Annotated in this window: 26 protein-coding genes; 14 read left to right on the top strand and 12 right to left on the bottom strand. The window is 68.9% G+C overall.

The window, feature by feature from the left end:
• Window positions 1-37 precede the first annotated feature (37 nt).
• The 4 genes from E0H73_RS31685 to E0H73_RS31670 all read right to left on the bottom strand — a co-directional run bounded on the left by E0H73_RS31685 (window position 38) and on the right by E0H73_RS31670 (window position 3830).
• Complete coding sequence (locus E0H73_RS31685; RefSeq protein WP_131362488.1) at window positions 38-1282, bottom strand: cupin domain-containing protein; 1245 nt, start codon at window positions 1280-1282, stop codon at window positions 38-40.
• A gap of 118 nt (window positions 1283-1400) precedes the next feature.
• Complete coding sequence (locus E0H73_RS46095) at window positions 1401-1568, bottom strand: hypothetical protein (protein WP_165555896.1); 168 nt, start codon at window positions 1566-1568, stop codon at window positions 1401-1403.
• A 394-nt stretch (window positions 1569-1962) separates the two neighbouring features.
• Complete coding sequence (cobC, locus tag E0H73_RS31675; RefSeq protein WP_131362484.1) at window positions 1963-2982, bottom strand: Rv2231c family histidinol phosphate aminotransferase CobC; 1020 nt, start codon at window positions 2980-2982, stop codon at window positions 1963-1965.
• A gap of 56 nt (window positions 2983-3038) precedes the next feature.
• Window positions 3039-3830, bottom strand: a complete 792-nt coding sequence (locus tag E0H73_RS31670) for a carbon-nitrogen hydrolase family protein (protein WP_131362482.1) — start codon at window positions 3828-3830, stop codon at window positions 3039-3041.
• A 67-nt stretch (window positions 3831-3897) separates the two neighbouring features.
• On the opposite strand from E0H73_RS31670, the gene E0H73_RS31665 reads away from it, so the two are divergent.
• The 4 genes from E0H73_RS31665 to E0H73_RS31650 all read left to right on the top strand — a co-directional run bounded on the left by E0H73_RS31665 (window position 3898) and on the right by E0H73_RS31650 (window position 7038).
• Window positions 3898-4485: a MerR family transcriptional regulator gene (locus E0H73_RS31665; RefSeq protein ID WP_131362480.1), complete on the top strand. Its 588-nt coding sequence runs from the start codon at window positions 3898-3900 to the stop codon at window positions 4483-4485.
• A gap of 18 nt (window positions 4486-4503) precedes the next feature.
• On the top strand, window positions 4504-5043 hold the full coding sequence (gene mobA / locus E0H73_RS31660; RefSeq protein ID WP_131362478.1) for a molybdenum cofactor guanylyltransferase: 540 nt from the start codon (window positions 4504-4506) through the stop codon (window positions 5041-5043).
• A 32-nt stretch (window positions 5044-5075) separates the two neighbouring features.
• Window positions 5076-5966 carry a phosphotransferase family protein gene (locus E0H73_RS31655; protein ID WP_238164399.1) on the top strand — a complete coding sequence of 297 codons (891 nt, stop codon included), beginning with the start codon at window positions 5076-5078 and terminating at the stop codon, window positions 5964-5966.
• Window positions 5967-6060: 94 nt separating this feature from the next.
• Window positions 6061-7038 (top strand): NAD(P)H-quinone oxidoreductase, encoded by a 978-nt coding sequence (locus E0H73_RS31650; protein WP_131362476.1) that lies wholly within the window; start codon window positions 6061-6063, stop codon window positions 7036-7038.
• Window positions 7039-7530: 492 nt separating this feature from the next.
• Here the strand turns inward: E0H73_RS31650 and E0H73_RS31645 are convergent, their stop codons facing one another.
• Entirely contained in the window at window positions 7531-7947 is a 417-nt protein-coding gene (locus tag E0H73_RS31645; RefSeq protein WP_131362474.1) for a VOC family protein, read from the bottom strand.
• 75 nt (window positions 7948-8022) lie between these two features.
• Here E0H73_RS31645 and E0H73_RS31640 point away from each other — a divergent pair, with 75 nt between their 5' ends.
• The 6 genes from E0H73_RS31640 to E0H73_RS31615 all read left to right on the top strand — a co-directional run bounded on the left by E0H73_RS31640 (window position 8023) and on the right by E0H73_RS31615 (window position 14903).
• Window positions 8023-8595 carry a TetR/AcrR family transcriptional regulator gene (locus tag E0H73_RS31640; protein ID WP_131362472.1) on the top strand — a complete coding sequence of 191 codons (573 nt, stop codon included), beginning with the start codon at window positions 8023-8025 and terminating at the stop codon, window positions 8593-8595.
• Between the two features lie 748 nt (window positions 8596-9343).
• A complete protein-coding gene (locus tag E0H73_RS47455; RefSeq protein ID WP_238164398.1) occupies window positions 9344-10129 on the top strand; it encodes a PadR family transcriptional regulator in 786 nt (261 codons plus the stop codon).
• Window positions 10126-10848, top strand: a complete 723-nt coding sequence (locus E0H73_RS31630) for an ABC transporter ATP-binding protein (protein WP_131362470.1) — start codon at window positions 10126-10128, stop codon at window positions 10846-10848. The genes E0H73_RS47455 and E0H73_RS31630 overlap by 4 nt, the downstream gene beginning before the upstream one ends.
• A complete protein-coding gene (locus E0H73_RS31625; protein WP_131362468.1) occupies window positions 10848-13487 on the top strand; it encodes an ABC transporter permease in 2640 nt (879 codons plus the stop codon). Before E0H73_RS31630 ends, E0H73_RS31625 begins: the two co-directional genes overlap by 1 nt.
• A gap of 183 nt (window positions 13488-13670) precedes the next feature.
• The gene (locus E0H73_RS31620) at window positions 13671-14201 is read left to right on the top strand and encodes a CGNR zinc finger domain-containing protein (RefSeq protein ID WP_131362466.1); all 531 of its coding nucleotides are present in this window, start codon (window positions 13671-13673) and stop codon (window positions 14199-14201) included.
• An 87-nt stretch (window positions 14202-14288) separates the two neighbouring features.
• Complete coding sequence (locus tag E0H73_RS31615) at window positions 14289-14903, top strand: bacterial proteasome activator family protein (protein WP_131362464.1); 615 nt, start codon at window positions 14289-14291, stop codon at window positions 14901-14903.
• A 26-nt stretch (window positions 14904-14929) separates the two neighbouring features.
• On the opposite strand, the gene E0H73_RS31610 is transcribed toward E0H73_RS31615, so the two are convergent.
• The gene (locus tag E0H73_RS31610) at window positions 14930-15742 is read right to left on the bottom strand and encodes an HAD family hydrolase (RefSeq protein ID WP_131362462.1); all 813 of its coding nucleotides are present in this window, start codon (window positions 15740-15742) and stop codon (window positions 14930-14932) included.
• Window positions 15743-16353: 611 nt separating this feature from the next.
• Here E0H73_RS31610 and E0H73_RS31605 point away from each other — a divergent pair.
• The gene (locus E0H73_RS31605; protein ID WP_238164397.1) at window positions 16354-16863 is read left to right on the top strand and encodes a WhiB family transcriptional regulator; all 510 of its coding nucleotides are present in this window, start codon (window positions 16354-16356) and stop codon (window positions 16861-16863) included.
• 138 nt (window positions 16864-17001) lie between these two features.
• Here E0H73_RS31605 and E0H73_RS31600 read toward each other — a convergent pair whose 3' ends face one another.
• Window positions 17002-17811: an HAD family hydrolase gene (locus tag E0H73_RS31600; protein WP_131362458.1), complete on the bottom strand. Its 810-nt coding sequence runs from the start codon at window positions 17809-17811 to the stop codon at window positions 17002-17004.
• Complete coding sequence (gene serS / locus E0H73_RS31595; protein ID WP_131362456.1) at window positions 17808-19082, bottom strand: serine--tRNA ligase; 1275 nt, start codon at window positions 19080-19082, stop codon at window positions 17808-17810. The genes E0H73_RS31600 and serS overlap by 4 nt, the downstream gene beginning before the upstream one ends.
• 252 nt (window positions 19083-19334) lie before the next feature.
• Here serS and E0H73_RS31590 point away from each other — a divergent pair, with 252 nt between their 5' ends.
• Window positions 19335-20927 carry a bifunctional phosphatase PAP2/diacylglycerol kinase family protein gene (locus E0H73_RS31590; protein ID WP_131362454.1) on the top strand — a complete coding sequence of 531 codons (1593 nt, stop codon included), beginning with the start codon at window positions 19335-19337 and terminating at the stop codon, window positions 20925-20927.
• On the opposite strand, the gene E0H73_RS31585 is transcribed toward E0H73_RS31590, so the two are convergent.
• Entirely contained in the window at window positions 20924-21418 is a 495-nt protein-coding gene (locus E0H73_RS31585) for a DUF4446 family protein (protein WP_131362452.1), read from the bottom strand. The genes E0H73_RS31590 and E0H73_RS31585 overlap by 4 nt on opposite strands.
• A 124-nt stretch (window positions 21419-21542) precedes the next feature.
• Here E0H73_RS31585 and larB point away from each other — a divergent pair, with 124 nt between their 5' ends.
• Both larB and larC read left to right on the top strand, forming a co-directional pair.
• On the top strand, window positions 21543-22262 hold the full coding sequence (gene larB / locus E0H73_RS31580) for a nickel pincer cofactor biosynthesis protein LarB (protein ID WP_131362450.1): 720 nt from the start codon (window positions 21543-21545) through the stop codon (window positions 22260-22262).
• The gene (gene larC, locus E0H73_RS31575) at window positions 22259-23512 is read left to right on the top strand and encodes a nickel pincer cofactor biosynthesis protein LarC (protein ID WP_131362448.1); all 1254 of its coding nucleotides are present in this window, start codon (window positions 22259-22261) and stop codon (window positions 23510-23512) included. The genes larB and larC overlap by 4 nt, the downstream gene beginning before the upstream one ends.
• 4 nt (window positions 23513-23516) lie before the next feature.
• On the opposite strand, the gene E0H73_RS31570 is transcribed toward larC, so the two are convergent.
• The 3 genes from E0H73_RS31570 to E0H73_RS31560 are packed head-to-tail and all read right to left on the bottom strand — an operon-like array spanning window position 23517 to window position 26205.
• Window positions 23517-23834 (bottom strand): cupin domain-containing protein, encoded by a 318-nt coding sequence (locus tag E0H73_RS31570; RefSeq protein ID WP_131362446.1) that lies wholly within the window; start codon window positions 23832-23834, stop codon window positions 23517-23519.
• Complete coding sequence (locus E0H73_RS31565; RefSeq protein WP_131362444.1) at window positions 23831-25417, bottom strand: MptA/MptB family glycosyltransferase; 1587 nt, start codon at window positions 25415-25417, stop codon at window positions 23831-23833. Before E0H73_RS31565 ends, E0H73_RS31570 begins: the two co-directional genes overlap by 4 nt.
• On the bottom strand, window positions 25414-26205 hold the full coding sequence (locus E0H73_RS31560) for a glycosyltransferase family 2 protein (protein ID WP_131362442.1): 792 nt from the start codon (window positions 26203-26205) through the stop codon (window positions 25414-25416). The genes E0H73_RS31565 and E0H73_RS31560 overlap by 4 nt, the downstream gene beginning before the upstream one ends.
• Between the last annotated feature and the right edge of the window lie 102 nt (window positions 26206-26307).

Raw genomic sequence — 26307 nt, 5'->3', positions numbered from 1 at the left:
CACGTCACCGTTGCCCTCCGCAACTACCGGCTGTAGTTTACGCGTCGGCTGTCAGGACGGCTTCGGTGAGGAGGCGGCGGACGAGGACGAGCTGGTCGGCCTCGTCGAGACCGGGGAGATCGCCGACCTTGTGATCGCTCCCTGAGCACAGTTGCACAACCGCGTCGCCGGTGACTGCGGGTAGCGTGATTGTCCGGTCTGGCAGTTGCAGCACGACCGGATCCCCGACCACGACCCGGCACCGCAGACCAGTCCGGAGGCGGACCGTCGTACCCACCGCCAGAGAGGCGATGGAGGCGGCGTGTGCCAAGGGTCCGAGTGGCGCAGGGCGGTTGGCAGACCAGGTACGGCGCCGGAGCCGGGCAGCCAGGTCCTCCGGCGTTGTCGACTGGATCTGCTGGGCGAAGAGGTCCGCCACCTCGGGCAGTACTGCTCTGAGCTGGTCCGGGTCGCCCGGATCGAATCCAAGCGGCAGAGCACCGCGCAGCGATGCGTCGTTCGCGGCGGCCGCAGCAAGCTCCTGCACGAGGAGGTAGCGAGTCATGGTGTGCAGTCCGACGGTCAGATGCGCACTGACCCCGCCCAGAGCCTTGGCCGAGTGCAGGAACCCACGCGGCACGTACAGCGCGTCACCGGGCCTCAGCACCTCATCGATCACCGGCGCCTTGTCACGGGCCGCGGCCGAGACCGCCTGCGAGTGGTCCGTCCACGGCTGGTTGCGGAGTGGATCAACATGCACCGGCTCATGGACAGTCCAGTGCTTCTCGCCCGCGACCTGCAGCACGAACACGTCGTGAACGTCGTAGTGCGCGGAGAACCCCTGTGACTCGGCAGGGGTGATGTACGCGTTGATCTGCACCGGGTGACCCGCGTCGACCGACAGCTGGGTCGAGAAGTCGACCAGAGCCGGCCAGGTGCGGTGCAGGGCCTGCAGTACGACGGTGTGGCCGCTCGCGAACAGCGCAGCGACCTTGTCGTCGCGGACCTGATCGGCGATCTCCGCTCCGACACCGCCCGACCCGGTGAACTGCCCGTCGCCGACGACCGCACCGTTCTTTGCGATCCGCAGGAACGGCGTACGGAGGCCGCGGCGCGACAGCAGCTCGTCCGCAGCCTCCAGGCTGAACAGGTCGTCGTACGGCGCGGGCAGGTCCGGGCCGTGGGACAGCAGAGCCCGCGAACCCCAGTAGGAGTTCGCGAACTCGTCCAGATCACCTGCGACACAGCGCCGGAGAGCCGGACGCTCGTCAGGCTGCGAACCGGCTCCCGGCACCGTCGTCACCAACTCCCAGAACCTCCACTGGCCCCGCCGTCGGCGCCACCGTCGGTCGCGTTCGCATCGGCACCGCCGTCAGCCGGCCCCTCGCCGCCTCCGGCGCCACCATCCGCTCCACCATCACTCATGCCCGGAGAGGCTCCGCCGTCCGCGGGTCCTTCGCCGCCTCCCGCACCGCCATCCGCACCACCGTCGGCGCCACCGTCAGTGCCACCTGGCGTCGCACCGCCATCAGCCGGTCCCTCGCCACCACCGGCGCCACCATCCGCACCGCCGTCGGCGCCACCGTCACTCACGCCAGACGATGCTCCACCGTCCGCCGGCCCTTCAGCACCGCCCGCACCACCATCTGCACCGCCGTCACTCATGCCAGCCGTCGCACCGCCGTCCGCCGGCCCTTCAGCGCCTCCGGCACCACCATCCGCACCGCCGTCGGCGCCACCATCCGTCCCACCTACGGTCGCGCCACCGTCCGCCAGACCTTCGCCACCTTCGGACGAGGTCGTCATGTCGTCGTCGTTCAGACCCATTGTGCTGCTCCCTTCGCGAATGGCCAGATGAGTGCCGGAGGGGCGAGCAGGGCACTCTGCGACCATCCTGTGCGCAAAGTGCAGGTGGACTAAACCCCTCGCGGGTTACAGCGACCAATCGGTTCGACAGCGAACGCCGCACGGCCCCGAACGGGGTCAGGTCGTCAGGTCGCGCCACACCTTCGCGAAGGCGTCGGTCACGTCCTCCGGCCGGACCGCGATCCGCAGCCAGTCCGGTCCGAGGCCCGGGAACGTGTCGCCCCGACGGACCGCGAATCCACGCTCTCGCAAGGATTCCCGCAGTACGGCGCCGCCCTCTTTCTGCACCAGGACGAACGGTCCACGCGGCACGCCGTACGTCGGCACCGGGCCGAGGCTGTCAAGCAGATGAACACGCTGCCGGTCGATGTCCAGCGCGGCCTGAGCCGCCTCGGCGACGGCACGCTCGTTGCTGCAGGCAATAGCCGCGGCGAGAGCAGGAGTGGACACCGGCCAGTGCGGCTGCACGGCGGCCAGTTGTTCGATCAACCCGGCTCCGGCCAGCACGTACCCGACCCGCAGGCCCGCGAGTCCCCACGTCTTGGTCAGGCTGCGGATCACGACCAGACCCGGGATCGAGGCACCGGCCAGCGACTCCGGTTCGCCCGGTACGGCGTCCATGAACGCCTCGTCAACCACCAGGATCCGGTCCGGCCGAGCCAGCTCGCGCAGGTCGTCGGCGCGGTGCAGTACGGACGTCGGGTTGGTGGGATTGCCGATGACGACGAGGTCGGCGTCGGCAGGGACCGCTCGCGGATCCAGGACGAACCCGTCCTCGGGCCGCAGGATGACGCGATCGACCACGTGCCCGGCCGACCGCAGCGCGGCCTCTGGCTCGGTGAACTGCGGATGAACGACGACCGCATGCCGCGGCCGGAACGCCCGAGCGATCAGCACGAACGCCTCTGCCGCCCCTCCGGTCAACAGCACCCGGTCAGGCGAGACACAGTGCCGTGCAGCAACTGCTGCCACCGCAGCGTCCTGCCTCGGGTACGCCGCCAAGTCGGTGAGGCTGGCCGTGATCTCCTCGATCAGCCAACCGGGCGGAGTGCCTGCCCGCACGTTGACTGCGAGGTCCACCAGCCCGTCCCCGACCTCGAGGTCCCCGTGATGATCCAGATCGAACCCATCCGCCACCCCAGGAGGCTAACCCGCTTGCAGCGATTCCCGCCGGGCAGTCCGCGCACCGAGCGTCAGCGGGGGCTGACAGTGTAGCGGCGGTTCAGCAGCGACGGGTTACGCCGCCGTACGTCGGTCAAGCGGTCGGCGGACACCTCAGCCACCGCGTACCCGTCCGCCTCGCCCACTGCGGTGAGTGCGATGCCCTGCGGGTCGATGACCTGGCTGAGGCCGCAGTACTTCTTGCCGTTCTGCGCTGCGGCTGCCACGTAGCAGGTGTTCTCCACAGCCCTGGCCGTGAGCAGAGTGGTCCAGTGGTGTTCCTTGAGCGGTCCGCGAACCCACGCGGCCGGTACGACGAGGACCTCGGCGCCGGCGTCGACCAGTGCGCGGGACAGCTCGGGGAAGCGCAGGTCGTAGCAGGTCATCAGGCCCAGCGAACGCCCACCGACCTTCACCACGACCGGTGCGACATCGCCAGGGGTCAGCTGGTCCGACTCCTTGTAGCCGAAGGCGTCGTACAGGTGGATCTTCCGGTAGGCGCCCAGCAGTGAGCCGTCGGCTCCTACCGCCAGGAGCGTGTTGTAGGGCCGGTGCTGGTCGCAGCTGCGCTCGAACATTCCTGCCACGACCGCCACGCCATGCTCCAGCGCGCACTTGCGCAGCGTGTCCACGAACTCGCCGTCGAGCGCCTCGGCGGCCTCCGCGACCGATCCGCCCTCGACGGCGAAGTCGGCCATGATCGCCTCCGGAAGCACGACCAGGTCCGGTTGGTCCCGCGCCGCGTCGGCGACAACACGCGTCACCAGGTCGCGGTTGGCGGCCTTGTCGTAGCTGCTGGCGGTCTGCACCACGGCGATCTTCACCCCTCCATGGTGCCGCAGAAAATCCGGGCTTGAACCTCACGCCACGTGAGGACCTACGGTCGACGACATGGACACCGACGAGAGGACCTGGCGGGTCGGCGAACTGGCGGAAGCCACCGGCCTCAGCGTCCGCACTCTGCATCACTACGACGAGATCGGTCTGCTGTGCCCGAGCGATCGGAGCGCGTCCGGACACCGTCGGTACGACGCCGACGACGTCCGCCGCCTGCACCGGGTGGTTGCGCTGCGCGGGTTCGGCCTGACGCTCTCCGAGGTGGGGCAGATCCTCGACGGGGAGCTGACGGATCCCCGGGAGCTGATCCGCAAACAGCTCGAGGTCGTCGAGGAGCAGCTCGCCGCCGCGGCCGACGTGAAACGCAAGCTGCTCGGTGTCCTCGGTGGATTGGACCGGGCCGACGAGCCGTCGGCCCAGGCACTTCTGGAGCTGATCGAGGTGATGACTGCGATGTCCCGTGCACTGACACGCGAGGAATTCCAGGAGCTGGCGCAGAGCCGGCTCCGAGCCGTTGCCGACCTGACCGCGGCCGAGTTGGAAGCACTGGCCGAGGAGCGGAAGACGGCGATGGCCGCGCTGACGCCCGAGGAGCGCGAGGTGCTGCGGAGAAACCGGGAGGAGTTGATGCCGAAGGACTGACCCGGCGAGACTGCTTCCGTGGACTTCGACGCGCTGGTGCTCGCTGGGGGTGGTTCGACCCGATTCGGTGGAGTGGACAAGGCGATGCTGGTGCTCGACGGCGCGACGCTGCTGGATCGGGTGCTGACGGCAACTGATGCCGCCGTGTCGACCGTGGTGGTCGGCCCGGTCCGCACGACCTGCCGAGAGGTTGGCTGGACGGTCGAGGATCCGCCGTCCGGCGGCCCGGTGGCAGGGATCGCGGCCGGGCTCGCCCACGGGTCCGCTGCGGTTGTCGTGGTGCTGAGCTGTGACCTGCCGTGGCTGACGAAGCCCGACGTTGCGCGTCTCGTCGACGGTCTCGGGGACCATGACGGTCACGGTCTCCGGGACACCGACGGGCGTGGGCAGCAGCTCGCGACGGCGTACCGGCGTACCGCGTTGGCCGAAGCGATCCGGCGGATCGGCGATCCGCGGGACAAGTCGGTACGGCGGCTGGTGGCCGACCTGGACCTGGTGTGGTCCGACCCGACTCGGGCCGGGGATGACGTCGACACCTGGGCTGACTTCGACGACTGAAAAGCGTTCGACAGCGCTTCTATCGTGAGGCTGTGGATGTTGCTGCGATGGTCGCGAGAGCTTGCCCGGGCAGTCAGATCGACGAGGTTGTCCAGCGAACTGGTGGGCAACTGAGCACGGTCTTCGAGGTACGCCGGACCGACGACGATCCGGTGATCGTCAAGGTCTACGCACCCGAGTGGGCGTGGAAGCAGGCCAAGGAAGTGCATGTGTACGGCCTGCTCGCCGCGGAGCTCGACGGGTCGATCCCGCGTGTCGTGGACGCCAAGCCGGCTGGGGACTTGGACGCGTTCACGGTGCTGACCAAGCTGGACGGCGTACCGCTGTCGGAGCTGAAGCCACCGGACTGGCGGGCGACGTACGAGCAGCTCGGGCAGTTGGTCGCGCGGGTGCATCGCATTCCGCAGCCGGCGTACGGGTATTTGACCGACCAGATCCTTGATCCGCTGCCGGACAACGATCAATACATGCGACGCCAGTTCGCCAAGAAGCTCGGAGAGTTCGAGCAGCTTGGCGGGGATGCGGTGTTGCGGGAGAAGATCCGCGGGTACGTCGACGAGCGGTCCGGGCTGTTCGCTGCGAATCAGGCGGCAACCTTGTGCCACAACGATTTCCACGAGGGCAACGTCCTCGTGGATCCGGTGACTTGGCGCGTGACGGGCTTCATCGACGTGGAGAACGCGATCGCTGCTGACCCGTTGATCGATCTCGCGAAGACCGTCTCGTATTCGATCCACGACAACGCAGACAAGCTCGCCGGCCTGGTCGACGGCTACGGCCCGCTACCTGCCGACTGGCAGCAACGCGTCCTGCTGTACCGCGTCTACCACTCCCTCGAACTATGGGACTGGTTCGCCTCAATAGGCGAAACCACTCACCTGAACAGCATCGCCACCGAACTCGCGGAGTTGGTCGGTAGCTAGCGCGACCTAGTCGGCACCGGACGGCGGGCGTGGTCGGTGGCTGGCGGCGGACGGGGGCGGGGGTTGGGATGGCTGCGCGGGTACGGTGTGGGGCATGCGAGCTGTCGTGTGTGAAGGTGCCGGTGGGATCGAGGTTCTGACGGTTGGCGAGATTCCGGATCCGACTCCGGCTGTCGACGAGGTCGTCATCGACGTCGTCGCCGCGGGTGTGAACCGGGCCGATCTGCTGCAGCGGCAGGGGTTCTATCCACCGCCGCCGGGTGCACCGGGGACGATCGGGCTCGAGGTATCCGGGACGATCGCCGAGGTCGGATCCGAGGTCGAAGGCTGGTCCGTCGGCGACGAGTGCTGTGCGTTGCTCGCGGGTGGCGGGTACGCCGAGAAGGTCGTCGTACCGGCGCCGCAGGTGATGCCCATTCCCGACGGACTCGATCTGGTCAGCGCGGCCGCACTGCCCGAGGTGGTCGCGACGGTGTGGTCCAACGTGTTCATGAGCGCGCATCTGAAGGACGGCGAGACGCTGCTCGTCCACGGCGGTGCGTCCGGCATCGGCACGATGGCGATCCAACTCGGGGTCGCGCATGGCGCGCGGGTCCTGACCACGGTTGGTAGCGCGGACAAGATGGAGTTCTGCACCCGGCTCGGCGCGGACGTCGCGATCAACTACAAGGAAGCCGAGTGGGCGTCCGTGGTGAAGGAAGCGACGGCGGGCGCCGGCGCGGACGTCATCCTCGACATCATCGGCGCGAAGTACCTGACCGACAACGTGAAGTCCCTCGCGTACGACGGCCGCCTGGTGGTGATCGGCATGCAGGGCGGCGCGAAGGGCGAGCTCGACCTGGGCCGCCTGATGAGCCGCCGAGGCCAGATCATGGCCGCCGGCCTCCGCCCCCGCTCGGTCGCCGACAAGGGCCGCATCATCGCGGACGTCGTAGGCCACGTCTGGCCCCTGATCGCCGAGAAGAAGGTCCGCCCGATCATCCACACCACCTTCCCCCTAGCCGAGGTCGCCAGCGCCCACCAAACCCTCGAATCCTCCACCCAACTAGGCAAAGTCCTGCTAACCATCTAACGCAAATGAGCGGTGGCACCGGGTCTCAGGGTCCCCAGGTCTCCAGGACGCCGGTGGCACCGACCTTCCGTCACGGGAAGCCGTCGCGCGGTAGCCGGATGACATCCAGCCACGTCCCGGCGGAGTCCCCCACGAAGAAGGCACGGTGACCGGCGACCTCGGTCGCCGGCTACGTCTCGAGCGGTACGCCGGTAGCGCCGAGATGCCGGAATACCGGTGGCGCCGGAACGTCGGTGGCAGGGAGGAGTCCGCGTCACGTTGTGGGCATGTTTGGCGGCCATCCAATCTGCGTCAGGCGCGACCAACTGGATGACGTCCAGCCACGTCCCCGCGGGTCTCGCACGGAGAAGTGACGCTGACCGAAGACCTCGGTGACCGGCTGCGTCTCGAGCGGAACACCGGTGGCACCGAGTTCCCGGAACGGCGGTGGTGCCGGGGCGGGGTTGCCGTCGCCGGGACGCCGGTCGGCGGGGGGAAGGTGAGGAGCCGGCGTTAGGTCGTGGGCAGGTTTGCGGCTAGCCAGGCTGGGTCGGGGGGTACCAGTTGGATGACGTTTAGCCAGGTGCCGGCGGGGTCTCGTACGAAGAAGTGGCGTTGGCCGAAGACCTCGGTGACTGGCTGGGTCTCGAGTGGAACGCCTGACTCCGTGAGGGCGGCGGCTACCTTGTCGGCGTCGTCGACGACGAAGCCGAAGACGTTCGTGCTCTCGGTTAGCGCGGACACGGCCGCCGGGACGGTCGCGTGGCCGCGCTGGCAGATGGCTAGCTCCCAGTCCGCGTCGCCTCGGCGCACGGTGATGAACCAGCCGAGGTCGATCGCGATCTGCAGGTCGAAGTACTGCTGATAGAAGGCGGCGACCTCCGCCGGGTGGTCGGTGACCACGGTCGCGCCGAATGCCGCGGGTTGCATACGCTCGCTCCTGACTACTACAGATGTTGTTGTTGTGTACGACAGTTGTAGTGGATGCCTGCTAACCTGTCAACCATGCCCCGGAACCCGGAACGCCGTACTCAGCTCGCCGACGCAGGTCTCGCCGTCCTCGCGGAAGCCGGCGCCCGCGGCCTGACCCACCGAGCCGTCGACTCCGCGGCCGGACTCCCCGCCGGTACGGCGTCCAACTACTTCCGGACCCGTGATGCGTTGCTCGGCGCCCTCGGTGAGCGGATCTTCGAGCGACTCGCGCCGGACGAAGCCGTACTCGAACCACTGGCGAAGCGCGAGCCCACGATCGACCTGGTTGTCGACTACGTCCGGTACATCGTCGAGCGTCTCCTCGGCCGACCCGAACTCACACTGGCCCTGTTCGAACTCCGCCTCGAAGCAGCCCGCCGGCCCGGACTCAACGAGATCCTGTCCCGCACGCTGAGGCAGGGATTCGACGCCGACGTCTCGTTCCACGTCAACGCCGGCCTGCCCGGCGGCGCCGAGGAAGTCCGCCTACTCCACTTCGCCATCGACGGCCTCGCACTCGACCACCTAACCCCCGGCACCGGCCGCCCGTACGACATCGACGCCATCACGACCCGCCTCGTCCGCCGCCTAGTCCGCACAGACTGAAGCCGCCACACCAGGCCAACGGGCGCTGAGACGCCACTCCCCAAAGCCAGCCCGCGAACTGCGCGTCACGCCTAGCCGCCTGACGCACCGAGGGCGCCACTCCAAGCCACCCCCAACCGAGGCCCACTCCAAGCCAACGTGGACTGAGGGCGCCACCCCATGCCAGTCGGCGGACTGACGCGCCGCTCCAGGCCAACGCGCACTGAGCGCGCCACACCAGGTCAACGGGCGGGCTGAGGGCGCCACGTCCACCCAATCAGCGGATCGAGGGCGCTAGTCCGGGCCACTCGTAGGAGGCAGCCGGTCGGCGGTCCCCGGTCCCGACCAGCGCGGGCTGAGCGGCCACTCCAGGTCAGCCGGCGGGCTGTGGCGCGCCACTCCCGCCCAGTCAGCGAACTGATGGCGCCCAGTCCGGGCCAACCGGAATGAGGGCGTCACTCCGAGGAGCCAGTCGGGGATCGTGGGCGCCACTCCACGCCAGCCGCGCGAACTGAAGGGCGCCACCTCAGGCCAACGCGGGCTGAGGGCGCAACACCGGGCCCATCTGGCGGACCGAGGGCGGGACACCGGGCGGCGGTTGGCGGCAGCGGCCGGTCGACGGAAGCGGCCGGTCGACGGAAGCGGCCGGTCGACGGAAGCGGCCGGTTGCGGAGGTGGCGGTTGGCGGAGCGAACTTGGTGGACAGCGGTGGGCGGTTGGGGGAGCTGGTGGTTGACCTGGGGATACTGGGTATGCATACTCGGTATTCATGTCGATCAAGCATGGTTTGTTGGCGTTGCTTCGGGAGGGGCCGAAGTACGGGTATCAGTTGCGGGGGGAGTTTGAAGCGGCGACTGGGGCGACCTGGCCGTTGAACATCGGGCAGGTGTACACGACGCTCACCCGGCTGGAGCGTGATGGGCTCGTCGGGGCCGCGTCAGGGGAGGCTGAGGCGGACGGGCGGTCGATGTATGAGATCACCGACGCTGGTCAGGCCGAGTTGGCCAAGTGGTTCGAGACTCCGGTGACACGGGAGTCGCGGCCGCGGGACGAGTTGGCGATCAAGCTGGCGCTCGCGCTCTCGGTGCCGGGCGTGGACGTCAGCGCGGTCGTTCAGCGACAGCGCATGTCGACCATGCAGTCGCTGCAGGAGCTGACGCGGCTGAAGCGCGGCGGTGGTGAGATCTCCTGGCTGCTGGTGCTGGAGTCGATGATCTTCGGCGCCGAGGCGGAGATCCGCTGGCTTGATCACTGCGAGGCGATGCTGTTGCGCCACCGCACCGCCGGCACGACGCACGGCGCAGGTACGACGCGGACCGCCGGCACGACGCGGGCCGCAGGCACCACGCAGGGCGCAGGTGCGACGCGGACCGCCGGCACGACACGGACCGCAGGCACGACGCAGGGCGCAGGTGCGACGCAGGGCGCGGGCGCGACGCAGGGCGCGGGTACGACGCGGGCCGCGAGCGACCTACGGGGTGCGACGCAGGCCGTGGAGCCGGGCAGCGCCGACGTACCGGATCAGCCGGAACACCAGACGGGGGCCAAGAAATGAACGTCATTCTCGACATCCGGAATCTCACCAGGACTCACGGCCAGGGCGAGCAGGCCGTCCACGCGCTGCGCGGTGTTGATCTGGCCGTGCCGGCCGGGGAGCTCGTTGCGGTCATGGGTCCGTCCGGGTCCGGCAAGTCGACGCTGCTCACCTGCGCCGGCGGCCTGGACCAACCCACCGCCGGCGAAGTTCTTGTCGATGGCAACGATCTCGCCACCCTGAGCCGCAATGCCGTCGCGGCACTCCGCCGCCGCCGGATCGGCTACGTCTTCCAGGACTTCAACCTGATCCCTGCACTCACCGCCGCCGAGAACGTCGCCCTCCCGCTCGAACTCGACGGCACTCGCTCCCGCACCGCCCACAAGTACGCCGAAGCAGCCCTCGCGGAGGTGGCCATCGCTGACCTGGCCGACCGATTTCCCGACGACATGTCCGGCGGCCAGCGCCAGCGTGTCGCGATCGCCCGCGCGATTGTCGGCGAACGCCGCCTCCTGCTCGCCGACGAACCCACCGGCGCTCTGGACTCCGACACCGGCGAAGCGGTCCTCCAACTCCTCCGCGACCGCTGCGACCAGCACGGCATCGCCGGCGTCCTGGTCACCCACGACGCCCGGCACGCCGCCTGGGCCGACCGCGTCGTTTACCTGCGCGATGGCGTGCTGGTAGGTCAGTCCGGTCCGCTGTCCGACGCCGACGCGCTGCTGCAGGAGAGCCGCTGATGGGCGGCTGGAGTCCGCCGCTGCGCATCGCCCGCCGTACCACCAGGAAGTCGCTCGGCCGGACGTTCCTGGTCGCGGCGCTGATCGGTCTGCCGGTGCTCGCGGCGACCTGGATGGGCGTGATCTTCAAGACGTCCAGTCCGGAAGGCGAAAACCTGGCCAAGGTCACTGTCGGTCAGGCCGATGCGCAACTCACGGTCACGCAGTACGCGAAGCTCACGAAGCAGACGAGCCCACCAGGGCTGGAGATGGGCGAGCCGCCGCCGGCCGCCGGTGCCGAGGAGCCGGTCCGCACGCCTGGCAAGTTCGATCCGCTGCCGCTGCTGCCGCCCGGGAGCACGCTGGCCCGGCAGTTCACCGACGGCGGCACCGTGGAGATCCACGGACGGGAGGCGAAGACCTCGGTCGGCCTGGTCACGGGAGACGGCAAGAGCCCGCTGACCCAGGGCACAGTCAAGGTGGACCACGGCCGCCTGCCCGCCACGAAGGACGAGATCGCGATTTCGCCGTCGCTCGCCGACCGACTCGGGATCTCCGGCCCGACCGGTACGGTGACCAGCGGCAGCGGCCAGAGCTACACCGTGGTCGGCATCGCGCGCAGGATGTCGCAGCAGGGCGCCGAGACGATCTTCGCCACCCCCGACACCAGCCTGGGCACGCCCGATCCGACCATCTCCGTCAACTACCTGGTCAAATTGCCCGCAGGCGCCGACCCGGACATGCTCGTGCCACAGCTGATCGACCACGGCATGCTGTTGTTGCCGAGAGCAAACATCGTCGACCCGCCGCCGAACCCCTACGGCACCAGCAGCACCGACATCGGCCCGTACGCCGCGATGGCCCTGATCATCGGCTTCGGCGTACTCGAGATCGTCCTGCTTGCCGGTACGGCGTTCGCCGTCGGAGCTCGTCGGCAGACGAGGGAACTCGGACTGGTGATGGCGACCGGCGGTACGCCGCGTGACGTCCGGCGGATCGTACTGATGCAAGGACTGTTCGCCGGTCTGGTCGGTGTGGTCGGCGGACTCGTCACCGCGACCGTGCTGGTCCTCGCCGGCAAACCACTCTGGGAGAAGCTGACCGGAGCGGTGTTTACCGCCTGGCAGGTCCCGTGGCTGAACGTCGGACTGATCGCACTGCTCGGTCTGGTGGCCGGTCTGGCGGCGGCCGTCGTACCGGCGCGGAGTGCTAGCCGGCAGTCGCCGGTCTCCGCGCTCGCCGGCCGGTTCGCCGTAAGCGCGAAGCAAGCGCGGATCAGGAAGCCTGCGGTGGTGCTGCTGGTGGCCGGCATCGCGTGCGTGTTCATCGGCAGTGCGCTGATCGCTGCGGCGTTGCAGGAAGCGCAGCGAGCCGTGTCACAGGACGACCCGTACCAGGCAACTGTCACGCCGGCCGGTCCGATCGCTCTGGTGCTGCTGGGGATCACCGCAACCATCGCCGCACTGGTCTGGATGCTGCCGAGCCTGGTCGGGAAGTTCTCGCGGCTCGCACGCGCGCTGCCGCTCAGCGCCCGGCTCGCGGTCCGGGACGCCGCCCGGCACCGGCACCGCACTGGTCCGGCGACGGCCGCGATCATGATGGCCGTGGCTGGGACAGCGGCGGTCGCGTTCGCAGGGTCGAACGCGATCGCGGCCGAGGCGAAGAACTACACCGCGGACGCGCACTACGGCGACGCATCGATCCGCTTCGACACCGGCGGCCCGGACTCGGCGCAGTACTCCAGCAGCACGGTCGACCGCGTCAGTGCACTGCTGCCGGTCCGGCACCAGTACGAGCTCGGCACGGTTTCGTTGCCCGAGGCAAAGGCCAACGCTTACGGCTACATCCCGCAACTGTTCGCTGCCAGCGGGCAGACCGAGGGATCCACGTCGTACGGGCTGCTCGCGGTCGACCCGGCGTACATTGCCCGTTTCGGCGAGTACGGCGCCAAGGCCGCCGCGGAGCTGCGGGCCGGCAAGGTCGTCCTCCCGCTCTCCACACTGACTCCCGGACAGAAGACCGAGGTCAGTGCCGAAGGGGACTCCGGGCAGGAGCGGATCCTCGGCTCCCTCGTCGCAGCCTTCGCCGGCAACCCACCAAGGGTCAGCTACCTGCAACAGAGCGCGCTGATCAGCCAGGACGCGGCGCGCAAGCTGGGCAAGATCACGGTCTACCAGGTCCACTACGAGCTGACCCGGGAGCCCACCAAGGACGAACTGGGCGCAGTCGCTCGGTTCCTCGGCAGCGACGAAATGCTGCAGGTCGAGCGCGGCTACCAGAGCCCGGCACGGCTGTTCCTGCTCGGCATCCTCGGGGCGGCGACTGTGGTCACGCTGCTCGGGGTAGCGATCTCGGTGTCACTGTCCGCTGCTGAAGGACGGGCGGACCTGGCCACGCTGGCCGCGATCGGTGCACAGCCGCGCCGGCGGCGGAACCTGGCGGCGGCGCAGGCCTGGGTGCTCGGACAGCTCGGCTGCGTGCTGGGTGTGGGAGTCGGCGCGCTCTACGGGTACACGGCCCACGCTGCCTTCGGTTCACCGCACTTTATGGTGCCGTGGGTGGAACTCGGCGGCATCGTCATCGTCGTACCGCTGTTCGCAGGGCTGCTCGCCTGGCTGATGACGCGCTCACGCCTCCCCATGGTCAGCCGGATCGACTAGGGAGACACGCCCTAGGGGCACGCAACAGGGGACAGCGGTGTGCTTGTGACCCTCCATCGGCCGCAGGCACACCGCTGGTAGACCACCAGGCCGTCGCTGACCTGATGGGAGGACACCACGCTCCAGCGGTGGGTATGGACATCGATTCTGGTCGTCATGCGTCCATCGTGATGTAATGCCATTATGCATCTCAACCCTTACGGCGCCGATGCGGTCCTGCTGGCGGTCAACCTCGTCACCCGGCCGGCGACAACCCCCGAGGAGCTGGCCGAGCGCTGCGAGGAGAGCGGCGTCGAGAGCCGCCTGGTTCGCGAACGCCGCGTCACCCCCGCCGACCTGGCCGCCGTCCGGATCGCCCTGGACGAGTGGCTGGAGGTCGTGGACGCGACGGACGAGCAGAGTCGCGTCGTTCTGATCAACGCGATGCTGGCCAAGTACACCGAGCATCCGCGGCTCACCAACCACGCCGGTGACGGCTGGCACGTGCACTACCGGCCCGACAAGGTGCCGGTCGGACGCCTCGTCGCGACCCTGATCAGCACCGGTACGGCGCTCCACCTGGCGGGCCGCGGGATCAGTCGCCTGGGACGCTGCGCGACCGACGGCTGCCAGAACGTGTACGCCGACCTGTCCCGGACCGGCCGGCAGCGCTACTGCAGCCCCGCCTGCGCGAACCGGGATGCAGTCCGCCGGCACCGCGCCCGTGCGTCCTAGGCATCTGGCGCCCGCGCGTCCTGACATCCAGCAGCCGAATCGTCAGGCGCGCCCTCGGCCCGGCAGCGGCCGATCTAGGATGGGGAGATGACCGAGAGCAGCAGCGAGGGCCAGGAAGTTCCGATGGCCGGGGCACGGACCGAAGACGGCAAGGTGCTGATCGTCGGGCCAGACGGTATGGCCGTCGAGGGGCCGCGACGCTCCGACAGCGAGCGCGGCCACGACGAGAACGACGAACCGCGGTCGGTGACCGAACTGGTCGAGCAGCCGGCCAAGGTGATGCGGGTCGCGAACATGATCCGCCAACTGCTCGAGGAGGTGAAGTCCGCGCCACTGGACGAAGCCTCCCGGCAGCGACTGAAGTCGATCCACGAGGTCTCCATCAAGGAACTCGAGAGCGGGCTGGCGCCGGAGCTGGTCGACGAGCTGGAGCGACTCAGCCTCGACTTCACCGACGACACCGTGCCGACCGAGGCCGAACTGCGGATCGCGCAGGCCCAGCTGGTCGGCTGGCTCGAGGGTCTGTTCCACGGCATCCAGACCGCGTTGTTCGCGCAGCAGATGGCAGCCCGGCAGCAGCTGGAGGGCATGCGTCGCGCACTGCCCGGCGGACAGCAGGTTCCCGCCGACGAGGCGCCCGGCTTCCCCGGGCCGCAGGCAGGCAGGACCGACGGTCCCGGCAGTGGCGGGATGTACCTGTAGTCCCTGATGTCAGGGGGCGAAACAACTCAAGACCGGAACAATTCTTCGAGGACGGCGGCAACGCCGTCCTCGTCGTTTGCAGGGCACACCTTGTCCACCACCGCGAGTACGTCGGGATGCGCGTTGGCCACCCCGTACGACGTACCTGCCCAGGCGAGCATCGGTAGATCGTTGAGCGAGTCGCCGAAAGCGATCGACTCGGCGGCCGAAATCCCTTGCACAGCAGCGAAATCGGCGAGCATCGCGGCCTTCGACACTCCATTCGCGGAGATCTCCACCAGGTTGGTGCCGCCGCTGTGGCTGGCGGTGACGCGAGCGCCGACCACCGGCACGACGCGCGCGAGCAGTTCGTCGGAGTGCCAGTTCGGATGACGGACGAGCAGTTTCGCGGCCGGTTCGGACAGCAACACGTCGACTGCGGCCACGAGTGCACCGTCGGGCACCGGCCAGCGGTTCACGTAGTTCGGCTCCTGTCCGTAACGGTCCGATCGCTCAATCGCGAACTCCACTTCGGGAATCTCGGCCCGGATCGCCTGCGCCACCTCGAGTGCGACGGCCGGATCGATCAGCCGGGTGCGGATCGCCTTGCGCCGCACGACGTCGTACAGAATGGCGCCGTTGGCAACTATTGCGACGCCGTGATCGCCGACCAGGTCGGACAGGTCGTGCAGCCAGCGAGGTGGCCGGGCGGTGACCATCACGAAAACACTTCCGGCATGCTGTGCCGCGAGCACCGCCGATCGGGTCCGGTCGGAGATCGTTCCGTCACTGCGCACCAACGTTCCGTCGAGGTCGGTGGCGATCAGCCGGGGCAGGCGGAGATACTGGGATGCCGTCACCCGACCACCGTATCCGGCGGCCTCATTACTCCTCCGACTGCGTTCTGCGCAAGCGAATGGACGCCGGATTCAAAGGTTTCTGAGCAATCTGATTGAGCTTTTGACAACGTCATCAGACCGTTACGGCAGGATGCTGCAAAGGCAGCAAGTTCCCCTGCGCAGCCCCGAGGACGCGTGATTTCATGCGGTGTCTGGCGGGGAACCGGGGGCGATTCGGCCGCGTCGTACGTCTGTTCTGGATCAGCGCGACTGATGCCGCCCACCGACCCTGAAGCACACACAAACGCCGTGAAACCGTTGCGGAATTGGCTGCAACCAAAACCACAGCGGCGGCGTCAACAGTTATGGATCGGTGCGTCCTGTACGGGACGACACGGTGGATCGGCAAACAGTTCGTCGGTCCATCAGTTAGTGGATCCACGTGATCGGGCGGCATTCATCGCTCGTTCATTCGGGTCCTGAAGACTTGGGGAGCCACGATGACCGTCAACAGCGCCAATCTAGCCGGGCCGGGGGGCACTAGCGCCCGAGCGGCTGTGGACATATCTTCCAGCACGGAAGGGGCAACGACCGGATGCATCGCTCGGTCGGACATCTTCCAGCACCGCTTGATGGAAGAGCCGCCGCCCGCATCCGCCACCCGCCGCACCCGCGAGCGGTACGAACAGCTCGTCCGCGAGGCCAAGACCCTCTGCGCCTCGTGCCCACTGTTCACCGACTGCTTGTACAGCGCCGTTGCCGAACACGATGTGAGCGGTTTCGTCGCCGGAACCACTGCTGCACAACGCCGTTCGATGCGGAACCTGCTCGACGTCGAGGTGCAGGCCGACGACTTCGATCAGCTCGCCGGTGCCCGTGGCACCCGCCGGCCGGTCAGCCACGAAGAGGTCCTGCGGCTGCGTACGCAGTACCCCAACGACAGCCTGGAGTCGCTGGCCATGCGGCTGGGCTGCTCGCTGTCGACGGTCAAGCGCCACTTGCGCCGCGCTCGCCGCGGCCAGAGCCCGGCCGCCAAGACGCCGCGCCCGCGTCCGCAAGTCAGCGCCGTGCTCGATGCCTTCGACACGGTCGTCGACCAGCAGATCCAGCCGCGCCGGACCGGCGGTAGCCGAGTCGCCTGATCCGATCTTCGGCCCGCCAGCGGATCATCGGACACTGACAGCGAAGGCCCGGAAACCCTGTGCAGGCAGGGATTCCGGGCCTTTCGGTTGCTCACGGCAAGTTGAGCGTGTCAAGCCTTTCGATACTGGTCGAAGGCCTCAGAACCAGCGGTTCAGGATCGCGGCGACGCCGTCGTCCTGCACCGACTTCGTCACCTCGTCGGCGGCCACTTTCACCTCGTCCGGGGAAGAGCCCATCGCGATCCCGCGGCCGGCGTATGTCAGCATCTCGATGTCGTTGCGTCCGTCACCGATCGCGAGCAGGCCGTCCGGCTCCAGGCCGAGCTGCGCCAGCGCCACCTTCAGCCCGGTCGACTTGTCCACGCCCTCCGGCGCGATGTCGAGCCACGCGGTCCAGCCGACGAAGTAACTGACACCGTGCAGACCGAGCCGTTCGGCCAACTGAACGAAGTCCGCCTCGGACTGCTCCGGGTCGCGGATGATCAACCTGGTCACGGGTTCCGGCGCCAGTTCGTCGGCGCCGACCACCCGGATCTTCGCGCCGACCCCGAGGTCGCCGTCCGGGAACGGCGCCGTGACCAGGTAGCTGCCGTCGTGTTCCTCGACCGCCATCCGGGCGTTCGGCGCGTACTTGCGCACCGATGCGATCACCGTCGTCGGGTCGAACGTCCGCTCGTCCACCACGCGACCGTCCGGGTACTGGAGCGTGCGCGCACCGTTGCTACAGACAACGAATCCACCGGTGGGCAGACCGAACCGCTCGGCCACCGGACGGGTGGTCGACCAGGCCCGGCCGGTCGCCAGGATCACGGGAACCTTGGCGGCCGTACGCCGGACCGCGTCGACGACCGCCTCGGACAGCTGCTCGTCGTGGTCGATCAACGTTCCATCGATGTCCAGGGCAACTGCTGTCGGCGCTGCGGCCACCGGCCGCGGGCCGTTGGTCATCTGCCAACCGGTTCGAGGACTTCGCGGCCGCCGAGGAACGGGCGCAGGGCGGTCGGCACCCGGACCGATCCGTCGGCCAGCTGGTGCGTCTCCAGGATGGCGACGATCCAGCGGGTGGTGGCCAGCGTCCCGTTCAGCGTCGCGACCGGCTGCGTCTTGCCGTCGGCGTCGCGGTGCCGGATGTTCAGCCGGCGCGCCTGGAAGTCGGTGCAGTTCGACGTCGACGTCACCTCGCGGTACCGGCCCTGCGTCGGCACCCAGGCCTCGCAGTCGTACTTGCGGTACGCCGAGACGCCGAGGTCACCGGTCGCGGTGTCGATCACCCGGTAGGCCAGTTCCATCTTGTCGAGCATCTCCTTCTCCCAGCCGAGCAGCCGCTGGTGCTCGTCGGCGGCCTCGTCCAGGCTGCAGTAGGAGAACATCTCGACCTTGTCGAACTGGTGGACACGGATGATCCCGCGGGTGTCCTTCCCGTGCGACCCGGCTTCCTTGCGGTAGCACGACGACCAGCCGGCGTACCGCTTCGGTCCGTCGGACAGGTCCAGGATCTCGTCCATGTGGTACCCGGCCAGCGCGACCTCCGACGTACCGGTCAGGTAGAGCTCGGGGTCGTCGAGCCGGTAGACGTCGTCGTGCGCCGACAGGTAGCCGGTGCCGCCCATCACCTCGGGCTTGACCAGCGTCGGCGTGATCATCGGGGTGAAGCCGTTCTCGACCGCCTGCTGGATGGCCAGCTGGAGCATGCCGAGCTGGAGCAGCATGCCGGCGCCCTTGAGGAAGTAGAACCGCGCGCCCGAGATCTTCGCGCCGCGTTCCATGTCGATCGCGCCGAGCAACTCGCCCAGCTCGAGGTGGTCGCGCGGCTCGAAGCCCTCGGCGGCGAAGTCGCGCGGCTTGCCGACCTCCTCGACCACGACGAAGTCGTCCTCGCCGCCGACGGGGGCCTCGTCGGAGACCAGGTTCGGCAGGTCGCGGGCAAGCTCGTCGAAGCGGTTCCCGGCCTCGTTCGCGGCGGCCTCGTGCGCCTTCACCTCGGCGGCCAGCGTCTTGGTGCGCTCCAGCAGCGCGGCCCGCTCGTCGCCCTTGGCCTGGGCGACCTGCTTGCCGAGGCCCTTCTGCTCGGCCCGGAGTGCCTCGAAGGCGGAGATGGACGATCGACGCTCACTGTCGGCGACCAGAATCTGGTCGACCAGGTCCGTACTCTCACCGCGCTTGGTCAGGGCCGCGCGCACGACATCGGGGTTCTCACGGAGCAGTTTCGCGTCAATCACACGACGAGGGTATCGGGGCGTGTCAGAACCGGCGAAGTCTATTCGGGATGATGTGGTGTGTCTCGTCGGGGATCGTTGGTGCGTGCAGCGGTGGTCCAGTCGTTCGCTGGCAAGGCGGAGGAGGAGCGCGATGCGGAGCATCTCGCGACGACGACAACGCCGCCAGCGGGCGTCTGGGGCGCCGCTGTGCGTGCCGAACGGTTCCCGACGAGACACTGAAGACGTGATCATCGAGGGGGATTTGAGCGGGTCATGAGCCACCATCCACCCACTACTGTCGGCCGAGCGCTGACGGTCGTCCTGGGTGCGCTCCCGCTCACCGTGATCACCCTGCTCGTGGTCGGTCACTGGCCGCCACTGCAGCGCTGGGACGAGTCCACCGCCGCCCGGGCCGCCGCATACGGCGCCGCCCACGAGAGCGTGGTGGACGTCTGGCAGGTGGTCGGTGCCGTGGTTCTGCCGTGGACCTCGAGGGCGGTGCTCGTGATCGTGGCGGCGTACCTCTGGCATCGCCGGGCGCGCCTGCTCGCGATCTGGTTGCTGACCACCGCTGTGGCCGAGCTGGTGCTGGTCCAGGTGTTCAAGGCGCTGGTCGAGCGGCCTCGGCCGGTACCGATGCTGGCGGACGCCGACGGCTTCTCGTACGTGTCCGGGCACGCGACTGCCGCGTTCGTGATGGCCGGCGCGCTCGGTGTCGTCCTGCCATCGGTGCGCGGGTGGCGGCGACGGTTTCGCTTGCTGGTCCTGCTGCCGGTTGTCGCGGTGGTGTGGATCGCGTCTGCCGACCGGATCGCGCTCAACGTGGAGTTCGTGTCGGACGTCCTGGGCGGCTGGGCGCTCGGCCTTGCGATCCTGACCGCCACCTCGATCGGCTTCGGGCTGCGACCAGGACTCCGGCGACGCAGGCGTCGTACGCCGTCCGACGGCGACGGTACGACGACCCCGCCACGGGCGGCCGTGATCGTGAACCCGATCAAGGTCGGCGACGGGGTGGCGTTCCGCCGGAAGGTGACCCGGGCGCTGGCGGTCCGCGGGTTCGACGACCCGCTGTGGCTGGAGACGCGGGTGGACGACGCCGGCAACGCGATGGCCAAGCGAGCGATCGAGAACGAGTCGGACCTGGTCCTGGTGGCCGGCGGCGACGGGACGGTCCGGGTGGTCTGCGCCGCGCTGGCGTACACCGGCATCCCGGTCGGGGTGATCCCGGCCGGCACCGGCAACCTGCTGGCCCGGAACCTGCACATCCCGCTCGACCTGGACGACGCGCTGGAGCGGATCCTGGAGGGCCGCGAGCGGCGGATCGACCTGGTCAAGGTGCACGGTGATGAACTCGACACCGACCGGTTCGCGGTGATGGCCGGGCTGGGGCTGGACGCGGCGATCATCTCCGGGGCGCCGCCGCATCTGAAGGCGCAGATCGGCTGGACGGCGTACCTGGTGTCGGCGGCGAAGAACATCAACCACCCGTCGGTGCGGGTGCAGCTCACGCTCGACGACGAGGAGCCGATCGAGCGGCGGGTGCGCACGGTGGTGATCGGGAACGTCGGCATGCTGCAGGCGAACATCCCACTGCTCCCGGACGCGAGGCCGGACGACGGCCTGCTCGACGTGGTGGTGATCGCGCCGCGGCGGGTGACGCAATGGCCGATCGTGCTCTGGCGGCTGATGACGCGGACGAACCGGACGGACATGTACCTCGAGCGGTTCACCGGAAGGAAGGTGGAGATCACCGCGGCGGTCGACGTAGAGCGGCAACTGGACGGCGACCCGATCGGGCCTGGACGGTCGCTGACGGCCGAGATCGAGCCGGGTGCACTGCTCGCCCGGGTTCCCAAGCGGCGTTAGTTCTCGACGGTCGGGCCGGCTTCCTTGCGGAGGGTGTCGATCGCTTCTTCCTCTTCCGGCGACAGCTTCGCCTCACTCGCGAACGCCTTGATCTCCTTGGCGTACGTCCGCGCGTCCGCCCGGCTGTTGATCGACGTCAGTACAACGCCGTCGCCCTGGTCGTCGAGCAGCGCCATCGACCAGGACAGCTTGCCGCCGGTGTCGCCGAACGCGTCGTACCGGACCACCGCGAGGTGCTGCAGCGTCTCGCGCAGTTCGCCGCGGGTCACCTCGAGCTCCTTGCCCAGCTTCTTCAGCTCGGACCGGACCGTGCCCTGCTTGGCCTCCGGCTGTTGCGGCTGGGGCTCGGCCTCCGGGGTCGGGGTGGCGGGCAGCTTGGACGATCTGGACATACCGGACTGCGTTCGCAGGGCCTGGATGGCGAACACCAGGGCGAGCACCGCCACGAACAGGGCGGCGATCGCAATAGCACCGGCTAACGTCGAAGACACGCACGAGAGCCTAAAGCATCGGGTCGTATGTCTGAGTACTCAGGCGATTGCGGAGAGTACGTGGCGTGGGTTCATCGGTGGACCGGACGAGGTACCGCGGCCGGGCGCCACGTAGATTCACGGCGTGACACATTTGCCTGATCAAGGTCCACAACCGGGCGTCCACGACCTCGGATACGCACGGCTCGACACCGACCGGCTGGAGCGCACCGGCGACGCCGAGGTGGTTTACGGAGCCGGCAAGACGCCTGCCCAGATAGTGGAACTGCTGCGGACGCTGCACGAGACCCACCCGGATCACGCCGTACTCGCGACCCGGCTGAGCGAGGAGGCCCAGGAGGCGGTCGCCGCTGCGCACCCGTCCGCGGTGGTCGACCCGGTCGGCCGAACGGCGGTCCTCGGTACGCCGCCTGTTCTACGCGGGACTGTGGCGGTGGTGTCGGCGGGTACGTCGGATACCCCAGTGGCGGCCGAGGCTGCGACGACGGCCCGAGTGTTTGGCGCTGAGGTGGATCTCATCACCGACGTCGGTGTGGCGGGGCTGCACCGTGTGATGGGTGTTCGGGAACGGCTCGACGCGGCGGACTGCCTGGTGGTGGTGGCCGGCATGGAGGGTGCGCTGGCCAGTGTGGTCGGCGGACTCGTCGGCGTGCCGCTGGTCGCCGTACCGACGTCGGTTGGGTACGGCGCCTCGTTCGGTGGGGTGGCGGCGTTGCTGGCGATGCTGAACTCGTGCGCACCTGGTGTGTCCGTGGTGAACATCGACAACGGGTTCGGTGCCGGTGTGTTCGCGGCCCGGGTGGCGCGGCGTGCTGCTCCGCGGGAAGTGAAGGAGCAGTCGTGAGGATTGCCTGGATCGACTGCTCGGCCGGCGCCTCTGGTGACATGCTCCTCGGAGCGTTCCTGGACGCCGGTGCCGACCTGGCGACCGTCAACACCGCGGTGGCCGCGGTTGACCCGTCCCTCTCGGTGACGGTCGAACGCACGGCCCGCCACCAGATCGCCGCCGCCAAGGCCACAGTCCGCGTAGACGGCACACCGCACCCGGAGAACACCCCGGACGCCGGTCACGGACACGGCCACGGCCACGGACACGAGGAGCCGGCTGGTGAGGGGCATCAGCACACTCGGCCCTGGGCGGAGGTGCGGCGGATGCTTCAGGAGGCTGCGCTGGACGCGGCGGTCCGGGATCGAGCGTTGGACACGTTTGCTCGGCTGGCGCGGGCGGAGGCGGCCGCGCACGGCGTGACTCCCGATGAAGTGCATTTCCACGAGGTCGGAGCGTTGGACGCGATCGCGGACATCGTCGGCGTCGCGGCAGCCTCGGTCTCCCTCGAGATCGATCGCGTCGTCGTCTCGACGATCGCGCTCGGAGGTGGGCGGCAGGCGCGCGGGCAACACGGCGGCATCCCGATTCCGGGTCCGGCCGTGCTCCACCTGTTGTCCGAGGCCGAAGCACCGGTGATCGGCGGCACAGCGCCGTACGAGATGACGACGCCGACCGGCGCGGCACTGCTGGCGTCACTGGCGGACGAATTCGGGCTGCTGCCGGCGATGCGGATCGAGCAGACCGGCGTGGGCGCGGGCGGCCGCGACCCGGTCGAGGTGCCGAACCTCGTGCGCGTGGTCGTGGGCGAGGCGACCGTGAGCCCGGCCACCGAACTCGTCTACGAGACCAACGTCGACGATCTGGACCCACGGATTTGGCCACAGGTGCTGGCCCGGCTGATGGAGGCCGGCGCCGCCGACGCGTGGCTGACCCCGATCCTCATGAAGAAGGGCCGGCCCGCGCACACCCTTTCCGTCCTGGTCGGCAGCGCGAACGCCGAACTCGTCCGCTCCGTGATCCTGGCCGAGACGTCCGCGATCGGACTGCGCGAGTTCGCGATCCGCAAGCACGCAGCAGACCGCGAGTTCGCCAGCGTCGACGTCGAGGGCCAGCGCATCCACGTCAAGATCGCCCGGTACGGCGGTCAGGTGGTCAACGTCCAGCCCGAGTACGACGATGTCGCCGCCGCCGCGTCGAACCTCAAGAAGCCCGTCAAAACCGTGCTGGCCAAGGCGATCGCGGCCGGCCACGACCTCTGGAGCTGACGGCTCAACGACCGCTGTAGGGCGGAGCGAAGAACACCAGCAGGGCCAGATCCTCGGTCACGTCGGTGAACCGATGCTCCTCCCCGGCCGGCACGAACAACACGTCGCCGGGACCGACCGCCTCGGTCCCGTCCGGCGTCACCATGCTTGCCCGGCCGGTCGTGACGACGTAGATCTCGTCCTCGTGATGCGGCGCCTGGTCGTCCACGCCGCCGGCCGGGATCGAGTAGGTGCCGACGGACATGGCCGAGGTCCGCAACTGTTCGACGTAGTCGTTCGGCTCGCGGCGTACGAAGACACCCGCCCCCACCAGTTTCTTCATCCGGGGAGACTAGTGGTCTGCTGCGGCACGGACTTCGACTTGCGGCGCGGCCAGTCGTACGGCCACCACTGCGCTCCGCCGCGGCGGGCCCAGACGATCAGGCCGACCAGGACAGCCAGCTCGATGGCCGGGCAGATCGTGTCCCGAAGCCTTGCGCTGAACCACTCGAGCGAGCCGGACAGGCTCGCGGCCACCTGACGCGCGTTCGGATCGCGTCCGGGCACGTAGGCAATCGCGAGCATGGTCGTCCGGACCACCATCAGCCCGTCGACCTTCGACGCGGCGATCGCGGCCAGGGCGACCCAGGCGATCAGGTCGTACCAGGGCAGCGAGTACATCGCCGTGAGGATCCAGGCGATCGCGTAGATCGCCGTGTACCGGATGGCGGCCGGCGTCGGGTCGTCCGGGTGGGTCAGCGGGACCAGCGACTTCGGGAACACCTGCGTCAGCAGGATCGCGACCACGATCAGGCCGACCCACGCGAGGATCGCCAGGACCGTCCGGACCAGTCCGTTCGGCAGGAACAGGGTGAAGAAGCTCAGCAGCACCTTGTGCGGCGTACCGGTGGAGATGAACGACGTCTGCGAGCGCGCCTGCTGGAATGCCTGCAAGCCGACGAACGCGTACAGACCGCCCATCGCCAGAGCGCCACCACCACAGAAGATCGCGGCCTTGCGCCGGTCGTTGTGCAGCGCCCACAGCATCGCCACACCGACCAGGCCGATGGACAGCTTGGTGCAGCCGGCCACCCCGATCATGATGCCGGCCCAGAAGATGTGCCGCCGGAACAGCACCAGCGCGATCACCGCGAACATCACCGCGATCGCGTCGTTGTGCGCACCGGCCAGGACGGTCCACAGGATCAGGGGGTTGGCCAGGCCGAGCATGATCACGCGGCGCCGATTCGGCAGGTTGGGGCCGACCAGCTTCACCAGCAGCAGTCCGGTGACGATCAGGCTGATCGCGACCGACAACTGCAGCATCCACACCGTCAGCTGCATCGAGTCGCCACCGATCAGCGACGACAGCCACTGCACCCAGGTCGCGATCGGGCCGTACACGCTCTTCGCGCCCTGCCAGGGCCGCTCGGTCGCCGCGATCACCGGGTCGTACCCGAGCCGGATCGTGTCCGCCGGCGCGGTCGTGTACGGGTCGCCGCCGAGTGACATGATCCGCCCGTACGCCGCGTAGATCAGCACGTCGCCCGAGGCCATCGGCGGGACCAGCGTGATCGCCGCCGTCGTACCGATGCCCAGGGCAATCAATCGGTCGACTCGTGGGGCCCAGCCGTTCTTCAGGGCCTTGGTGGCGAGGAAGACGCCGTACCCGCCGAGGATGATGGCGACGTAGATCATCATCGTGACGAGCCAGTCGTTCGGCTTCGTGTCCCACCAGTACGACGGGAGCCACGCGTGGCGGTTCGTCAGCGTCAGCACGACCACGGACGGGCCGAGCAGGCCGGCGCCGACGATCAGCGCCGTACAGGCGAGGTACAGGCCGACGGCCCAGCGGCCGTAGCGGTTGCCCAGCCTCTGGTCGGTGGTCGCGCCAACGGTGTCCGGGGTGACGTCTGGCTTGCTCATTGCCCCGACTTCCGCGGGAACAGGCTGCGGAGCGACGGACCGCCTCCGTCGGCGGGCAGGGCGCTGCGCGCGGCCAGGGCGCGACGGACGTGCAGGTACTGCTTCGCGCGGTGCAGCTGGCCGCGCAGATCGGTCCCGGTGGCCCGGTGCCGGACCTCGATCGGGACCTCCAGGATGCGGAACCCCTTGCGGCCGAGGTCGATGCTGAGCGCGGTCTCGACGCCGAACCCGGCGGCCAGTGGGACCGCGGAGTCGAAGGCGGCCCGGGTCAGGCATCGCTGCCCCGACAACGGCTGCTCCGGCGCCCAGCCGGTCGCCTCCTCGACGCCGGCACGAGCGAGCCGTACGACGAATCCGTGCCCGCCGGCCTTGGACCCGTCGGCCCGGACCTGCGCCGGCAGGGTGCCGATGGTCATGTCCGCCGTACCGTTCTGCACCGGCTCGATCAGCGGCGCCGCCGCTGTCGCGGAGTCGGTCAGGTCGGCGTCCAGGAACAGCAGGTGCCGGGGCCGGGCCCCGTCACGCGCCGCAACCGCCACCGCACCCGTCTCCATCGCCGCCGCCTTCCCCCGGTTCCGGTCGTGCCGCACGACGACAGCTCCGGCGCGCTCGGCGGCTTCCGCCGTACCGTCCGCCGAGCCGTCGTCCACGACCACGACCAGGTCCACCCCGATGATCTTGTGCACCGCGTCCACGGTGGCCGCGATCCGGTCCGCTTCGTCCTTCGCCGGGATCACACAGGCGACGGCACGCTCGAACGGCTCGGAAGGCAGGTCATGACCGGACACAGCACCGCAGCCTAGTTCCTTCACAGCCGATCGACCTCGTCAGCGTCCGGCTGCTGTGGATATCTCGTTCTTTCGAACGACCACAGGTTTTGGTATTTGAGG

This window comes from Kribbella pittospori, assembly GCF_004331465.1.
GTDB lineage: Bacteria > Actinomycetota > Actinomycetes > Propionibacteriales > Kribbellaceae > Kribbella > Kribbella pittospori.
The sequence above is the reverse complement of the archived record's forward strand: the minus strand, read 5'-3'. Positions and strand labels throughout refer to the sequence as shown.